Consider the following 12,335-nt stretch of genomic DNA (forward strand, 5'->3'; position numbering starts at 1 on the left):
TGTTTGTCGTCATTCTTCGCTTTTATCGGAAGTTGGGCTGCAGGCGCGCCCTTTTCCGTCTGCGAGCCCCTACCGCCATGTCCAGAACCCCGTACCGTCTTCTCGCGCTGTCCCTCGCGATCGCCCTGACCGTGTCCGCCTGTGGCGGTGGTGAGCAGGAGGGTCCGCAGGGCGGCCCCGGCCAGGTGACCGTGGCCACCCTGAAAGCCGAGCAGGTCGGGCTGACCCGCGAGCTGCCGGGCCGCACCAATGCCTTCCTGGTGGCCGAAGTGCGCCCGCAGGTCAACGGCATCGTGGCCAAGCGGTTGTTCACCGAAGGCGGCCTGGTCACTGCCGGGCAGCCGCTGTATCAGCTCGATGACGCCAGCTATCGCGCCCAGGCCAACAGCGCCCGTGCCCAGCTGGCGCGCGCCGAAGCCACCGCCAATGCCGCACGCCTGAGCGCCAAGCGCATCGGCGAGCTGGCCAAGGTCGAGGCGGTCAGCACCCAGGACAACGAAAACGCGATCGCCGCGCTGAAGCAGGCCGAAGCCGATGTCGGCGCCGCGCGTGCCTCGCTGGACGCGGCCAACGTGACGCTGGGGTATGCGCGCATCACCGCGCCGATCAGCGGCCGCATCGGCAAGTCCTCGGTTACCCAGGGCGCGCTGGTCAGTGCCGGTCAGGCCGAAGCGCTGGCCACCGTGCAGCAGTTGAACCCGATCTATGTCGATCTGACCCAGTCCGCCAGCGAGCTGCTGCAGCTGCGCCGCGAACTGGCCAGCGGCCGCCTGCAGGACAACCAGACCCTGCCGGTGACGATCCTGCTCGATGACGGCACCGAGTTCGACCACAAGGGCACGCTGGAATTCTCCGAAGTCAGCGTGGATCCGACCACCGGCAGCTACGCGCTGCGGGTCAAGGTCGAGAACCCGGACCAGGTGCTGATGCCGGGCATGTACGTGCGTGCGCAGGTGGGCAGCGGCGTGCGCGACAACGCGATCCTGGTGCCGATGCAGGGCATCGCCCGCGATCCCAAGGGCGATACCAGCGCCATGGTGGTCGGCAAGGACGACAAGGTCGAAGTGCGGCAGGTCAAGGTCAGCCGTTCGCTCGGCGACAAGTGGCTGGTCGAAGACGGGTTGAAGGCAGGTGACAAGGTCATCGTCGAAGGCTTGCAGAAGATCCAGCCGGGCATGCCCGTGCAGGCCACCGAAATGGGCGCGGCCCCGGCCAAGCCGGCCGCCGCGCCGGCGGCTCCCGCCGCCCAGCAGTAACCGGAGAATTCCATGGCACGTTTCTTCATTGATCGCCCCATCTTCGCGTGGGTGATTGCGATCATCATCATGCTCGCCGGTGGCCTGGCGGTGCTCAAGCTGCCGGTGTCGATGTATCCGGAAGTGGCACCGCCGGCCGTCGAGATCAGCGCCAGCTACCCGGGTGCATCGGCCAAGGTGGTCGAGGACTCGGTGACGCAGATCATCGAGCAGAACATGAAAGGCCTGGATGGCCTGATCTACTTCTCGTCCAACAGCTCGGCCAACGGCCAGGCGACCATCACCCTCACCTTCGAGAGCGGGACCAACCCGGATATCGCGCAGGTGCAGGTGCAGAACAAGCTGCAGCTGGCCATGCCGCTGCTGCCGCAGGAAGTGCAGCGCCAGGGCATCAACGTCGCGAAGTCGAGCAGTGGCTTCCTGCAGGTGCTCGGCTTCGTCTCTGAAGACGGCAGCATGGATGCCAACGACATCTCCGATTACGTCGGCTCCAACATCGTCGATCCGCTGAGCCGCGTGCCAGGCGTGGGCAACATCCAGGTGTTCGGTGGCAAGTACGCCATGCGTATCTGGCTGGACCCCAACAAGCTGCACACCTACAAGTTGTCCACTGCCGAAGTGATCGCCGCGATCACCGCGCAGAACGCGCAGGTCGCCATCGGCCAGCTCGGCGGCGCGCCGTCGATCAAAGGCCAGCAGCTCAACGCGACCATCAACGCACAGGACCGCCTGCAGACCCCGGAGCAGTTCCGCAACATCATCGTGCGCAGCGCGCAGGACGGTGCCGAACTGCGCCTGTCCGATGTTGCCCGCGTCGAGCTGGGTGCGGAGTCGTACGACTTCGTGACCCGTTACAACGGCAAGCCGTCGTCGGGTATCGCGATCACGCTGGCGACCGGCGCCAATGCGCTGGACACCGCCAATGGCGTGCGTGCGGCGCTGGATGAGATGGAGCCGAACTTCCCGGCCGGCCTGAAGGCGGTGGTGCCGTATGACACCACGCCGTTCGTGCAGGTCTCGATCAAGGGCGTCATCAAGACCCTGATCGAAGCCATCGTGCTGGTGTTCCTGGTGATGTACCTGTTCCTGCAGAACTTCCGCGCGACCCTGATCCCCACGATCGCGGTGCCGGTGGTGCTGCTGGGCACGTTCGGCATCCTCGCCGCGCTGGGCTTCTCGGTGAACATGCTGACCATGTTCGCGATGGTGCTGGCGATCGGCCTGTTGGTCGATGACGCGATCGTGGTGGTGGAGAACGTCGAGCGGATCATGTCCGAGGAAGGACTCTCGCCGCTGGAAGCCACGCGCAAATCGATGAGCCAGATCACCGGCGCGCTGGTCGGCATCGGCCTGGTGCTGTCGGCGGTGTTCGTGCCGATGGCCTTCATGAGCGGGGCCACCGGCGTCATCTACCGCCAGTTCTCGGCCACGATCGTCTCGGCGATGGCCCTGTCGGTGCTGGTCGCGATCGTGCTGACCCCGGCGCTGTGCGCCACCATGCTCAAGCCGCTCAAGAAGGGCGAGCACCACGTGGCCCACAAGGGCTGGTCGGGGCGTTTCTTCAACGCGTTCAACCGGGGTTTCGACCGTTCCAGCAATGGCTATCAGCGTGGCGTGCGCGGCATTCTTGGCCGTCCGTGGCGCTTCATGGGCGTGTTCGCTGCGCTCGCGCTGGTGATGGGCCTGCTGTTCATGCGCCTGCCCAGTTCGTTCCTGCCCAATGAAGACCAGGGCATCCTGATGGCGCTGGTGCAGACCCCGGTCGGCGCCACCCAGGAACGCACCCTGGAATCGATCGACAAGCTTGAAAAGCACTTCATGGAGAACGAGGCCGACGCGATCGAGTCGATCTTCTCGGTGCAGGGCTTCAGCTTCGCCGGCATGGGCCAGAACGCGGGCATGGCCTTCGTCAAGCTCAAGGACTGGAAGGACCGTGATGCCGACCAGGGCGCGATGCCGGTCACCGGCCGTGCAATGGCCGCGCTGGGTGGGATCAAGGACGCCTTCATTTTTGCCTTCCCGCCGCCGGCGATGCCGGAACTGGGTATCGGCTCGGGTTACACCTTCTTCCTGAAGGACACCAGCGGTGCTGGTCACCAGGCGCTGCTGGACGCACGCAACCAGCTGCTCGGCATGGCCGGGCAGAGCAAGTTGCTGGCCAACGTGCGCCCCAACGGCCAGGAAGACACCCCACAGCTGCGCATCGACATCGACGTCGGCAAGGCCAGTGCGCTGGGCCTGTCGCTGGAGGCGGTCAACACCACGCTCGCCGCGGCCTGGGGCAGCAGCTACATCGATGACTTCATCGACCGTGGCCGGGTCAAGCGCGTGTACGTGCAGTCCGATGCGCCGTTCCGCATGAACCCGGAAGACTTCAACCTGTGGTCGGTCAAGAACACCGCCGGTGAGATGGTGCCGTTCTCGGCCTTCGCCAGCCAGCGCTGGGACTACGGTTCGCCGCGCCTGGAGCGCTACAACGGTGTGTCCGCCATGGAAATCCAGGGTGAGCCGGCCCCGGGCGTGGCCTCGGGCGATGCGATGAACGAAGTGGAGAAGCTCGCCAAGCAGTTGCCGGCCGGTTTTGACATCGAGTGGACCGCGCTGTCCTACCAGGAGCGCCAGGCCGGTTCGCAGACGCCGCTGCTGTACACGCTGTCGCTGCTGATCGTGTTCCTGTGCCTGGCCGCGCTGTATGAAAGCTGGAGCGTGCCGACCTCGGTGCTGCTGGTGGCCCCGCTGGGCATCCTCGGCGCGGTGCTGGCCAACACCATGCGTGGCATGGAGCGCGATATCTACTTCCAGGTGGCGATGCTGACCACGGTCGGTCTGACCAGTAAGAACGCGATCCTGATCGTGGAGTTCGCCAAGGAAAACCTGGAGAAGGGCGCCGGCCTGATCGAGGCGACGATGCACGCCGTGCGTGACCGTCTGCGCCCGATCATCATGACTTCGCTGGCCTTCGGCCTGGGCGTGCTGCCGCTGGCGATCGCCTCTGGTGCCGGTTCCGGTGCACAGCAGGCCATCGGTACCGGTGTGCTCGGCGGCATGCTGGTCGGCACGGTGCTGGGTGTGTTCTTCATCCCGCTGTTCTTCGTGGTGGTGCAGCGCGTGTTCAATCGCAAGAAGTACGGCAAGAACGCCGGAGGTTCCGATGCGTAAGCCCATGATGGCCAGCCTGGCGCTGGCCGTGAGCCTGGTGCTGTCCGGCTGCTCGACGCTGGAGCCGCGCAGCACCGAAGTCGCCCCGGCGATTCCCGCGCAGTGGCCGGGCACGGCCACCGCAGGGGCGGTGACCACCGCACCGATGGAGGTGGCCGACATCGGCTGGCGCGATTTCTTCGTCGATCCGCGCCTGCAGACGGTGATCACCCACGCCCTGGAGAACAACCGCGACCTGCGCGTGGCCGTGCTCAATGTCGAGCGTGCCCGGGCGCAGTACCGCATCCAGCGCGCTGACCGCGTGCCGGCGGTCGGTGTGCAGGGGCAGATGACCCGCAGTGGCGGCGATGCCCCGGTGACCGAGCAGTTCAGTGCCAACCTCGGCGTGGTCGAGTTCGAACTGGATCTGTTCGGCCGCGTGCGCAACCTCAGCCAGGCGGCGCTGCAGCAGTACTTCGCCGAAGCGGCCAACCGCCGCAGTGCGCAGCTGTCGCTGGTGGCCGAGGTGGCCAATGCGTGGCTGACCCTGGGCGCGGACAGCGAGCAGCTGCGGATCGCGCAGGCGACGTTGGCCACCTATGAGGATTCGCTGCGCCTGACCGAGGCCCGCCGTCAGCTCGGTGGCGCCTCGGCGCTGGAACTGAGCCAGACCCGTACCCTGGTGGAAACCGCGCGCACCGATGTGGCGCGCTTTGCCGGGCAGGTCGCGCAGGATCGCAACGCGCTGGTGCTGCTGGCCGGTGGGCCGATCGATGCCTCGCTGCTGCCGCAGGCGGAGGTGACCGAGGTCGCCAGCGTGCGGCCGCTGCCGGCCGGGATGCCGGGCGATGTGCTGCTGCAGCGGCCGGACGTGATGGCGGCCGAGCACGTGTTGCTCTCGGCCAACGCCAACATCGGTGCGGCGCGCGCGGCGTTCTTCCCGTCGATCAGCCTGACCGGCAACATCGGGTCGGCCTCGTCGGAGCTGTCGGGGCTGTTCGACGGCGGCACGCGCGTGTGGAGCTTCATTCCCAAGCTCAACCTGCCCATCTTCCAGGGCGGCAAGCTGCGCGCCAATCTGGGCATGGCCACGGCGGATCGCGATATCGCGCTGGCGCAGTATGAGAAGGCGATCCAGGTCGGTTTCCGCGAGGCGGCCGATGCACTGGCGCTCAACGAGAGTCTGGATGCGCAGTTGTCGTCGCAGCAGGCGCTGGTGGCGGCGGCGGAGCAGGCGCAGCGGTTGTCGCAGGCACGCTATGACGCCGGCCTGGACAGCTTCCTGACCCTGCTGGATGCACGCCGTACGGCGTACACCGCACGGCAGTCGCTGGTCAGCACGCAGCTGGCCCGGCAATCCAATCAGGTCGCGTTGTACAAGGTGCTCGGCGGCGGTTGGCACGAGCGCGGGTGAATGATCCACGCGGGTGCGGCCACGTTGCCGCACCTGCGCCGCTCAGGGATCGTCTGCCCGGCCATCGCCGTGGCAGCGGCGCGCGCGATCCAATGCGCTGCCTGCTTCGCGGGCCATCCGTTCGTATTCGCGGCGGATTTCTTCCAGGCGCTCTTCGTCCAGCTCTTCGAGATCGAGCAGTTCGTTGTTGGCCTCTTTCGTCGCGCGGATCAGCTCATCGAGCTTGATCTGGATCGCAGCGGTATCCGCGTTCTGGCTGTGCTGGATCAGGAACACCATCAGGAAGGTGATGATGGTGGTGCCGGTGTTGATCACCAGCTGCCAGGTGTCATTGAACCGGAAGATCGGGCCGCTCAAGGCCCAGATGACCACGATCGTCACCGCCGCCAGGAAGGTCCACGGCGTTCCTGCCGCATAGGACGCCTTCTTGGCGACAAGATTGAAGAGACTGCGCAGTTTCATGAGGCACGACAGGTGGGAGCCGAGGTGCCTGCATCATTGGTGGGGCGCCGTGCAGGCGCTGTGCAGCCGGCGCAGGTCAGACGCGGGCATGCAGCCGCGGGCGCGATGCCTGGTCCTGGCGACCGGCGAGGTAAACGTGTTCCCAGCACTGGTCAACGAACTGACGGGCCTGGTCTTCGGACAGGCGCGGCATGATCTGCAGCGCGTAATGAGTCTGGAACATTTCATCGCGCTCCTCATCACTGGCACGCGGTTGCGTGATCAGCGAATCGCAGGCGAATTTGATCCACGGCACGTAATGGCCGAATGAGCCCGTCCCGAGGTTGCCGTCGGCGTGACGCTGGCGCCAGTAGCTGACTTCGGCGTCGACATCGATGACGGCAGGGATGGAGATCTGGGCGGAGGACATGGTCACTTCAATATGGGAAGAAGGGAATCTGGATGATGGCGTAGGGCGCGGTGCATGTGATGTCATGGCGATGTGGAGCCGGTGTGGCGGCGTTCGCCCCGTTGTTCGCCCAGCAGATGCGCGTGGTGGACCACGCCCAGGCGTTCGGCCAGCGTCGCCAGCCGGTTGCAGACGGCGACGCGATGATGAGGATGGGACCGCGTCAACTCTTCCTGGATGGCCTGGTAGGCATCCCAGAAAGGCGCGGCGTTTTGGTGGCGTGCGTAGTGCACCTGCAGTCTTTCCCACGCGTCCATCAACGCAGGTTCGACGGAGGAGGTGCGGCGGGTTTGGGCATGCATGACGTCTCCTCGACGATGGTGCCCCCTGTGCAACCACCTTAAGACGTTCATGCAGCGCGGTTGTTAGTGCGGCGTGTTCGCGATGTCCCACGGCGGTGTGCGGCGCGTGACGGTGTCACGTGCATACACCCATGGCACAGGGCCTTGCGTGCCGCCTTGCTCACTGAAGCATTCAGAACGTTGCAGCACCCGCGCGCTGCGTATTGGCATCACGCGGGCAGGTTCCGCGCGCATCCGCGCGGAACGGTGGTGTTTCTTATTCGCCGATGTCTTCGTTCCAGACCTCGGGATGGGCGCTGATGAAGCCGCCAAGCAGATCGATGCATGCCTGGCTCTGCATGTCGATCACCTTGACCCCATTCTCGCGCAGCCACTCGATGCCGCCCTGGAAGGTGACCGACTCGCCCACCACCACGGTGCCGATGTTGAACTGGCGCACCAGCCCGCTGCAGTACCAGCACGGGGCCAGGGTGGTGACCATGATGGTGTCCTGGTAGCGGCGCTGGCGGCCGGCCTTGCGGAAGGCATCGGTTTCGCCGTGCACCGAGGGGTCGCCTTCCTGGACGCGGCGGTTGTGGCCGCAGCCGAGCAGGCGGCCGTCGTTGTGGTACAGCGCGGCGCCGATCGGGATGCCGCCTTCGGCCAGGCCCTGGCGGGCTTCGGCGATGGCGGTTTCGAGCAGGGCGGCGTAGTCGGGGGTGGTGATCATGCGCAATCCAGGAACGTGAAGGCCCCCATGATAGTGGGCGGCCTGCCGCAACGGCGCCGGCGGTGCGATAATCGTCCCCATGAGCGAATCCCCCTACAAGACTGGCACCACCCATTTCGGCTTCCGCGATGTCGCTGCGAAGGACAAGCAGAAGCTGGTGGGCGAAGTGTTCACCTCGGTCGCGCGCAGCTACGACCTGATGAATGATCTGATGAGCCTGGGCATCCACCGGGCGTGGAAGCGCTACTACGTGGCCACCGCGCAGGTGAAGCCGGGCGACCGCGTGCTGGATCTGGCCGGCGGCACCGGCGATATCGCCGCGCTGATCAAGGAGCGGGTGGGTGACGAGGGTGAGGTGGTGCTGGGCGATATCAACGCCGGCATGCTCTCCGTCGGCCGTGACCGGCTGACCAACCGCGGCCTGGTCGCAGGCCTGAACTACGTGCAGTGCAACGCCGAGGCGCTGCCGTTCCCGGATGCGAGCTTCGATCTGGTCACGATCGCCTTCGGGCTGCGCAACGTCACCGACAAGGAAGCCGGCCTGCGCGAGATGCATCGCGTGCTCAAGGTGGGCGGCCAGGCGCGCGTGCTGGAGTTCTCGGAAGTCACCGCCGACTGGTTCAAGCCGATCTACGATTTCCACTCGTTCAAGATCCTGCCCAAGCTGGGCCAGCTGTTCGCGCGTGATGGCGACAGCTACCAGTACCTGGCCGAGAGCATCCGCAAGCATCCGCCGCAGGAGCAGCTCAAAACCATGATGGCCGAGGCCGGTTTCGAGCGCTGCCATTACAAGAACCTGACCGGCGGCATCGTTTCGATTCACTCCGGCTACAAACTTTGAGACAGAGGTCCGGTTCCCGCTGAGGGAGCTCGGCCACACTGCAGGCAGGCTGTCGAAGAGGGCCTGCCATGCGTCTGTACCGCGGGCTTGCCCGTGTGTTTCCCCGCTCGTTCACCGCCAAGCTGATGGCGGTGGTCTTCCTTGGCCTGCACGTGCCGCTGCTGGTCCTGCTGGTGTGGATGGCTGCCACCGGCCATTACGCGCGCGGCGTGATGTGGACCGTGGTCGGCGTGGTCCTGCTGGCCACGCTGCTCGGCACGGCGATCGCGATGATGGCGCTGTACCGCCTGATGGCGCCGCTGCGCCAGGCCGCCGATGCGCTGGAGGCCTACTACGACGAGCAGCGCCTGCCGCATCTGCCCGATCTGGGCCACGATGAGATCGGCCGGCTGCTGCGCAGCATCAACCGCAACCTGCATGGCGTGGACGCCGGCCTGCGTGATCTGCGTCGCAGTGTGCTGCTCGATCCGCTCACCCAGGCCCTGAACCGGCGCGGCTGCGAGCAGGCGCTGGCCGATTCCGCCGCCTGGGCCAGCGAGAAGGCCCGTCCGCTGACCCTGTTCGTGGTCGATCTGGACAACCTCAAGCCGATCAACGACGCCCACGGCCATCTGGCCGGCGACCAGGTGCTGGTGCGGCTGGTGGAGACCGCGCGACAGTGGCTGCGCGGCCCGGACTGGATCGGGCGCTGGGGCGGCGATGAGTTCCTGCTGGCCGTACACGCCGATGGCAACGAGGCCGGCGAGCGGGTGGCGCGTTGGCTGGCGCAGCTGGCCGCGCCCGCGCGTGCCGGCGACCCGCCGGTACGCGCCAGCGCCGGCGCGGCCGCGTATCGCCCCGGCGATGACCTGCGCGAGGCCTACCGGCGTGCCGATGCGGCGATGTACCGGGCCAAGTACGCCGGGGGCGGGCGCCTGTTGCGCGCCGAGGACTGAATGCGCGAACCGCCACGCATGGCCTGCGCGGGCGTCGGGGACAGGGGGTAAACTGGTCGTTTCACCCTGATCGGTCCCGTTCATGCGATCTCCGTTCCTGTTGATTCCCCTGGCCGTCGCCCTGGCGTCCGGCTGCTCCAAAGAACCGGCGGCTCCGACCGTCGATCCCACTGCCACCGCCCCGGCGAGCACTGCCATGAAAGCCGACAGCCGCAGCCACGATGAAAGTTCGTACGCCGAGCCGGACAAGGTCGTCGTCAAGGACATCGCGCTGGACCTGAAGCTGGATTTCGACAGCAAGCAGATCGGCGGCACCGCGACCTACACGCTGGAGTGGAAGGACAAGGCCGCCAAGCAGCTGGTGCTGGACACCCGCGAGCTCACCGTGGAGAAGGTCGAGGCGATCGCCGCCGACGGCAAGGCTGCACCGCTGCCGTTCGTGCTGGCACCGGCCGACAAGGTGTTCGGCAGCAAGCTGAGCATCGAGACGCCGGATCAGCCGGCCAAGGTCGTGATCACCTATCACACCGCACCGACCGCCTCGGGCCTGCAGTGGCTGGAGCCGTCGATGACAGAGGGCAAGAAGCTGCCCTTCATGTTCAGCCAGTCCCAGGCCATCCACGCCCGTTCCTGGGTGCCGCTGCAGGACACGCCGAGCGTGCGCTTCACCTACAGCGCGCATGTCACCTCGCGCCCGGACGTGATGGTGCTGATGAGCGCCGACAACGATCCCAAGGCCGCGCGTGATGGTGATTACACCTTCAAGATGCCGCAGCCGATCCCGTCCTACCTGCTGGCCATTGCCGCCGGCGACCTGGTGTTCGAGCCGATCTCCGGCCGCTCCGGCGTGTGGGCCGAACCGACCATGGTCGGCAAGGCCGCCAAGGAGTTCGAAGACACCGAGAAGATGATCGGCGCTGCCGAGAAGCTCTACGGCGAATACCGTTGGGGCCGCTACGACATGCTGGTGCTGCCGCCGTCGTTCCCGTTCGGTGGCATGGAAAACCCGCGCCTGACCTTCGCTACCCCGACCGTGATCGTCGGCGACAAGTCGCTGGTCTCGCTGGTGGCCCACGAACTGGCACACAGCTGGTCGGGCAACCTGGTGACCAACGCCAGCTGGAAGGACATCTGGCTCAACGAGGGCTTCACCACCTACGTGCAGGGCCGCATCACCGAGGCGCTGTACGGCCAGGAAATGGCCGAGATGGAGCGCGAGATCGACCAGAACGATCTGCTCGCCGAAGTGAAGGACATGAGCGCGGCCGACCAGGCCCTCGCCCTGCCGCCGCTGAGCGAGCGTGACCCGGACGAGGCATTGAGCCAGGTCGCCTACGTCAAGGGCGCCTGGTTCCTGCAGTTCCTGGAACAGCGCTTCGGCCGCGAAACCTTCGATCCGTTCCTGCGGGGCTGGTTCGATGACCATGCCTTCCAGAGCGCGAACACCGACCAGTTCGTCGAGTACCTGAAGAAGAACCTGCTGTCCAAGAAGCCCGGCGCCGTCAGCGACGCCGAGCTGAAGGCATGGCTGGACGAGCCGGGCATTCCGTCGTTCGCGACCAAGGCCCGCTCGCGCAACTTCTCCATCGTCGATACCGCCCGCATCGCCTGGCAGGGCAGCAACACGCTGCCCAACGCGCAGGTCACCGGCGAGTGGGGCACCCAGGAATGGGTGCACTTCATTGACGGCCTGGGCAAGACCCTGCCGGTGGAGAAGCTGGCCGCGCTGGACAAGGCCTACCACTTCACCGGTACCGCCAACGGCGAGATCGCGATGCGCTGGTATCCGTTGACGATCCGCAGCGGCTACAGCGAAGCGAACGAAGCCGCCGGTGCGTTCATCGAGCGCGTCGGCCGTCGCAAGCTGATCATGCCGATCTACGCCGAACTGGTGAAGACACCGGAAGGCCTGGCCTTCGCCAAGGCCGCCTTCGCCAAGGCCAAGCCGGGCTACCACCCGATCACCACGGGCTCGGTGCAGGACATGCTGGACAAGGCCGAGGCGGGCACGGCCAAGCCGTAATCGCCAGACGCATCGGTTGAACGAAAAACGGCGGGGAAACCCGCCGTTTTTTTATGCCTGGGCGCCGGCGCTCACACCGCGCGGACCGCCAGGAACATGTCCACGCAGTCGTGCATCACCTGCTGCTGCTGTGCCGGCGTGAGCGGTGGCTGCCCGAAGGTGATCTGCGGCCAGAACGCAAAGGCCTTGAGCATCGCCTGCAACTGGTGCGCGGCCTCGGCCGGCGGCATGTCCGTGCGCAGCCGGCCATCGGCCTGGGCCGCGCGGATCCAGCCGGTCAGGCCTTCTTCCTTCTCGGCCAGCTTGTCCATCATCGCGCGCGCGCGCTCGGGGGCATGGACCAGTTCGGCCATCGCGACCCGGGACAGATCGATGAAGCCTGGGTCGTCGAGCAGGTGCATCTTGCGCGCCGCGAACAGCAACAGTTGATCGCGCAGCGGCCGTGCCGGGTCGTAGGGCACGACAGCCAGCGCCTGGCTGGCCTCGAACAGCTGCCACAGGATGGCGGTGAACAACTCGTCCTTGCTGGCGAAGTGGTTGTACACGGTGCGCTTGGACACCTCGGCCGTGGCCGCGATGCGATCCATGCTGGTGCCGGCAAAGCCGAATTCGCGGAACTCGGCCACCGCGGCGCGGAGGATGGCCTCGCGTTTACGGTCGGTGAGGCGGCTGGGACGGTCGGGGGCGGTCATGCGGATTATTTTACACCGTTCAGTTTACTTTTCGGAAAAGGCAAGTAAACTCGCCGGTGTACTTTCCAGGGCAAGCCCCGCATGAAACGTCGCCTGCCTCGATTCCTCCTCCTTC

General features: G+C 66.3%; 11 protein-coding genes. 6 read left to right on the forward strand and 5 right to left on the reverse strand.

Annotation, left to right across the window (positions count from 1 at the left end; all coding sequences use genetic code 11):
- The first annotated feature begins 77 nt into the window (after positions 1 to 77).
- The 3 genes from smeD to ABE483_RS10180 are packed head-to-tail and all read left to right on the forward strand — an operon-like array spanning position 78 to position 5,808.
- Entirely contained in the window at positions 78 to 1,256 is a 1,179-nt protein-coding gene (gene smeD, locus ABE483_RS10170) for a multidrug efflux RND transporter periplasmic adaptor subunit SmeD (RefSeq protein WP_123730148.1), read from the forward strand.
- 12 nt (positions 1,257 to 1,268) lie between these two features.
- Complete coding sequence (smeE, locus tag ABE483_RS10175; protein ID WP_313219560.1) at positions 1,269 to 4,415, forward strand: multidrug efflux RND transporter permease subunit SmeE; 3,147 nt, start codon at positions 1,269 to 1,271, stop codon at positions 4,413 to 4,415.
- Positions 4,408 to 5,808 (forward strand): efflux transporter outer membrane subunit, encoded by a 1,401-nt coding sequence (locus ABE483_RS10180; RefSeq protein ID WP_313219561.1) that lies wholly within the window; start codon positions 4,408 to 4,410, stop codon positions 5,806 to 5,808. Before smeE ends, ABE483_RS10180 begins: the two co-directional genes overlap by 8 nt.
- Positions 5,809 to 5,850: 42 nt before the next feature.
- On the opposite strand, the gene ABE483_RS10185 is transcribed toward ABE483_RS10180, so the two are convergent.
- From ABE483_RS10185 to ABE483_RS10200, 4 genes are all read right to left on the reverse strand, one after another.
- Entirely contained in the window at positions 5,851 to 6,270 is a 420-nt protein-coding gene (locus ABE483_RS10185) for a low affinity iron permease family protein (RefSeq protein ID WP_313212401.1), read from the reverse strand.
- A gap of 76 nt (positions 6,271 to 6,346) precedes the next feature.
- Entirely contained in the window at positions 6,347 to 6,679 is a 333-nt protein-coding gene (locus tag ABE483_RS10190; protein WP_313212400.1) for a hypothetical protein, read from the reverse strand.
- A gap of 62 nt (positions 6,680 to 6,741) precedes the next feature.
- Complete coding sequence (locus ABE483_RS10195) at positions 6,742 to 7,020, reverse strand: hypothetical protein (protein WP_313212399.1); 279 nt, start codon at positions 7,018 to 7,020, stop codon at positions 6,742 to 6,744.
- 256 nt (positions 7,021 to 7,276) lie between these two features.
- Complete coding sequence (locus ABE483_RS10200; RefSeq protein WP_019186053.1) at positions 7,277 to 7,729, reverse strand: nucleoside deaminase; 453 nt, start codon at positions 7,727 to 7,729, stop codon at positions 7,277 to 7,279.
- A gap of 79 nt (positions 7,730 to 7,808) precedes the next feature.
- Between ABE483_RS10200 and ubiE the strand changes: the two genes are divergently transcribed.
- The 3 genes from ubiE (at position 7,809) to ABE483_RS10215 (ending at position 11,528) form a co-directional block, all read left to right on the forward strand.
- Positions 7,809 to 8,570, forward strand: a complete 762-nt coding sequence (gene ubiE / locus ABE483_RS10205; RefSeq protein ID WP_070471930.1) for a bifunctional demethylmenaquinone methyltransferase/2-methoxy-6-polyprenyl-1,4-benzoquinol methylase UbiE — start codon at positions 7,809 to 7,811, stop codon at positions 8,568 to 8,570.
- 68 nt (positions 8,571 to 8,638) lie between these two features.
- Complete coding sequence (locus ABE483_RS10210) at positions 8,639 to 9,505, forward strand: GGDEF domain-containing protein (RefSeq protein WP_346481617.1); 867 nt, start codon at positions 8,639 to 8,641, stop codon at positions 9,503 to 9,505.
- A gap of 82 nt (positions 9,506 to 9,587) precedes the next feature.
- Complete coding sequence (locus ABE483_RS10215) at positions 9,588 to 11,528, forward strand: M1 family metallopeptidase (RefSeq protein ID WP_346481618.1); 1,941 nt, start codon at positions 9,588 to 9,590, stop codon at positions 11,526 to 11,528.
- A gap of 71 nt (positions 11,529 to 11,599) precedes the next feature.
- On the opposite strand, the gene ABE483_RS10220 is transcribed toward ABE483_RS10215, so the two are convergent.
- Positions 11,600 to 12,220, reverse strand: a complete 621-nt coding sequence (locus tag ABE483_RS10220) for a TetR/AcrR family transcriptional regulator (RefSeq protein WP_102789389.1) — start codon at positions 12,218 to 12,220, stop codon at positions 11,600 to 11,602.
- Positions 12,221 to 12,335 lie beyond the last annotated feature (115 nt).

Source organism: Stenotrophomonas sp. TWI602 (genome assembly GCF_039674045.1).
GTDB lineage: Bacteria > Pseudomonadota > Gammaproteobacteria > Xanthomonadales > Xanthomonadaceae > Stenotrophomonas.

Bases quoted from the DNA above. Each gene is read 5' to 3' on its own strand.
- ABE483_RS10195 (WP_313212399.1), bottom strand. From the start codon at position 7,020: ATGCATGCCCAAACCCGCCGCACCTCCTCCGTCGAACCTGCGTTGATG.
- ABE483_RS10220 (WP_102789389.1), bottom strand. From the start codon at position 12,220: ATGACCGCCCCCGACCGTCCCAGCCGCCTCACCGACCGTAAACGCGAG.
- ABE483_RS10215 (WP_346481618.1), top strand. From the start codon at position 9,588: ATGCGATCTCCGTTCCTGTTGATTCCCCTGGCCGTCGCCCTGGCGTCC.
- ABE483_RS10210 (WP_346481617.1), top strand. From the start codon at position 8,639: ATGCGTCTGTACCGCGGGCTTGCCCGTGTGTTTCCCCGCTCGTTCACC.
- ABE483_RS10185 (WP_313212401.1), bottom strand. From the start codon at position 6,270: ATGAAACTGCGCAGTCTCTTCAATCTTGTCGCCAAGAAGGCGTCCTAT.
- ubiE (WP_070471930.1), top strand. From the start codon at position 7,809: ATGAGCGAATCCCCCTACAAGACTGGCACCACCCATTTCGGCTTCCGC.
- ABE483_RS10190 (WP_313212400.1), bottom strand. From the start codon at position 6,679: ATGTCCTCCGCCCAGATCTCCATCCCTGCCGTCATCGATGTCGACGCC.
- ABE483_RS10200 (WP_019186053.1), bottom strand. From the start codon at position 7,729: ATGATCACCACCCCCGACTACGCCGCCCTGCTCGAAACCGCCATCGCC.
- ABE483_RS10180 (WP_313219561.1), top strand. From the start codon at position 4,408: ATGCGTAAGCCCATGATGGCCAGCCTGGCGCTGGCCGTGAGCCTGGTG.
- smeD (WP_123730148.1), top strand. From the start codon at position 78: ATGTCCAGAACCCCGTACCGTCTTCTCGCGCTGTCCCTCGCGATCGCC.
- smeE (WP_313219560.1), top strand. From the start codon at position 1,269: ATGGCACGTTTCTTCATTGATCGCCCCATCTTCGCGTGGGTGATTGCG.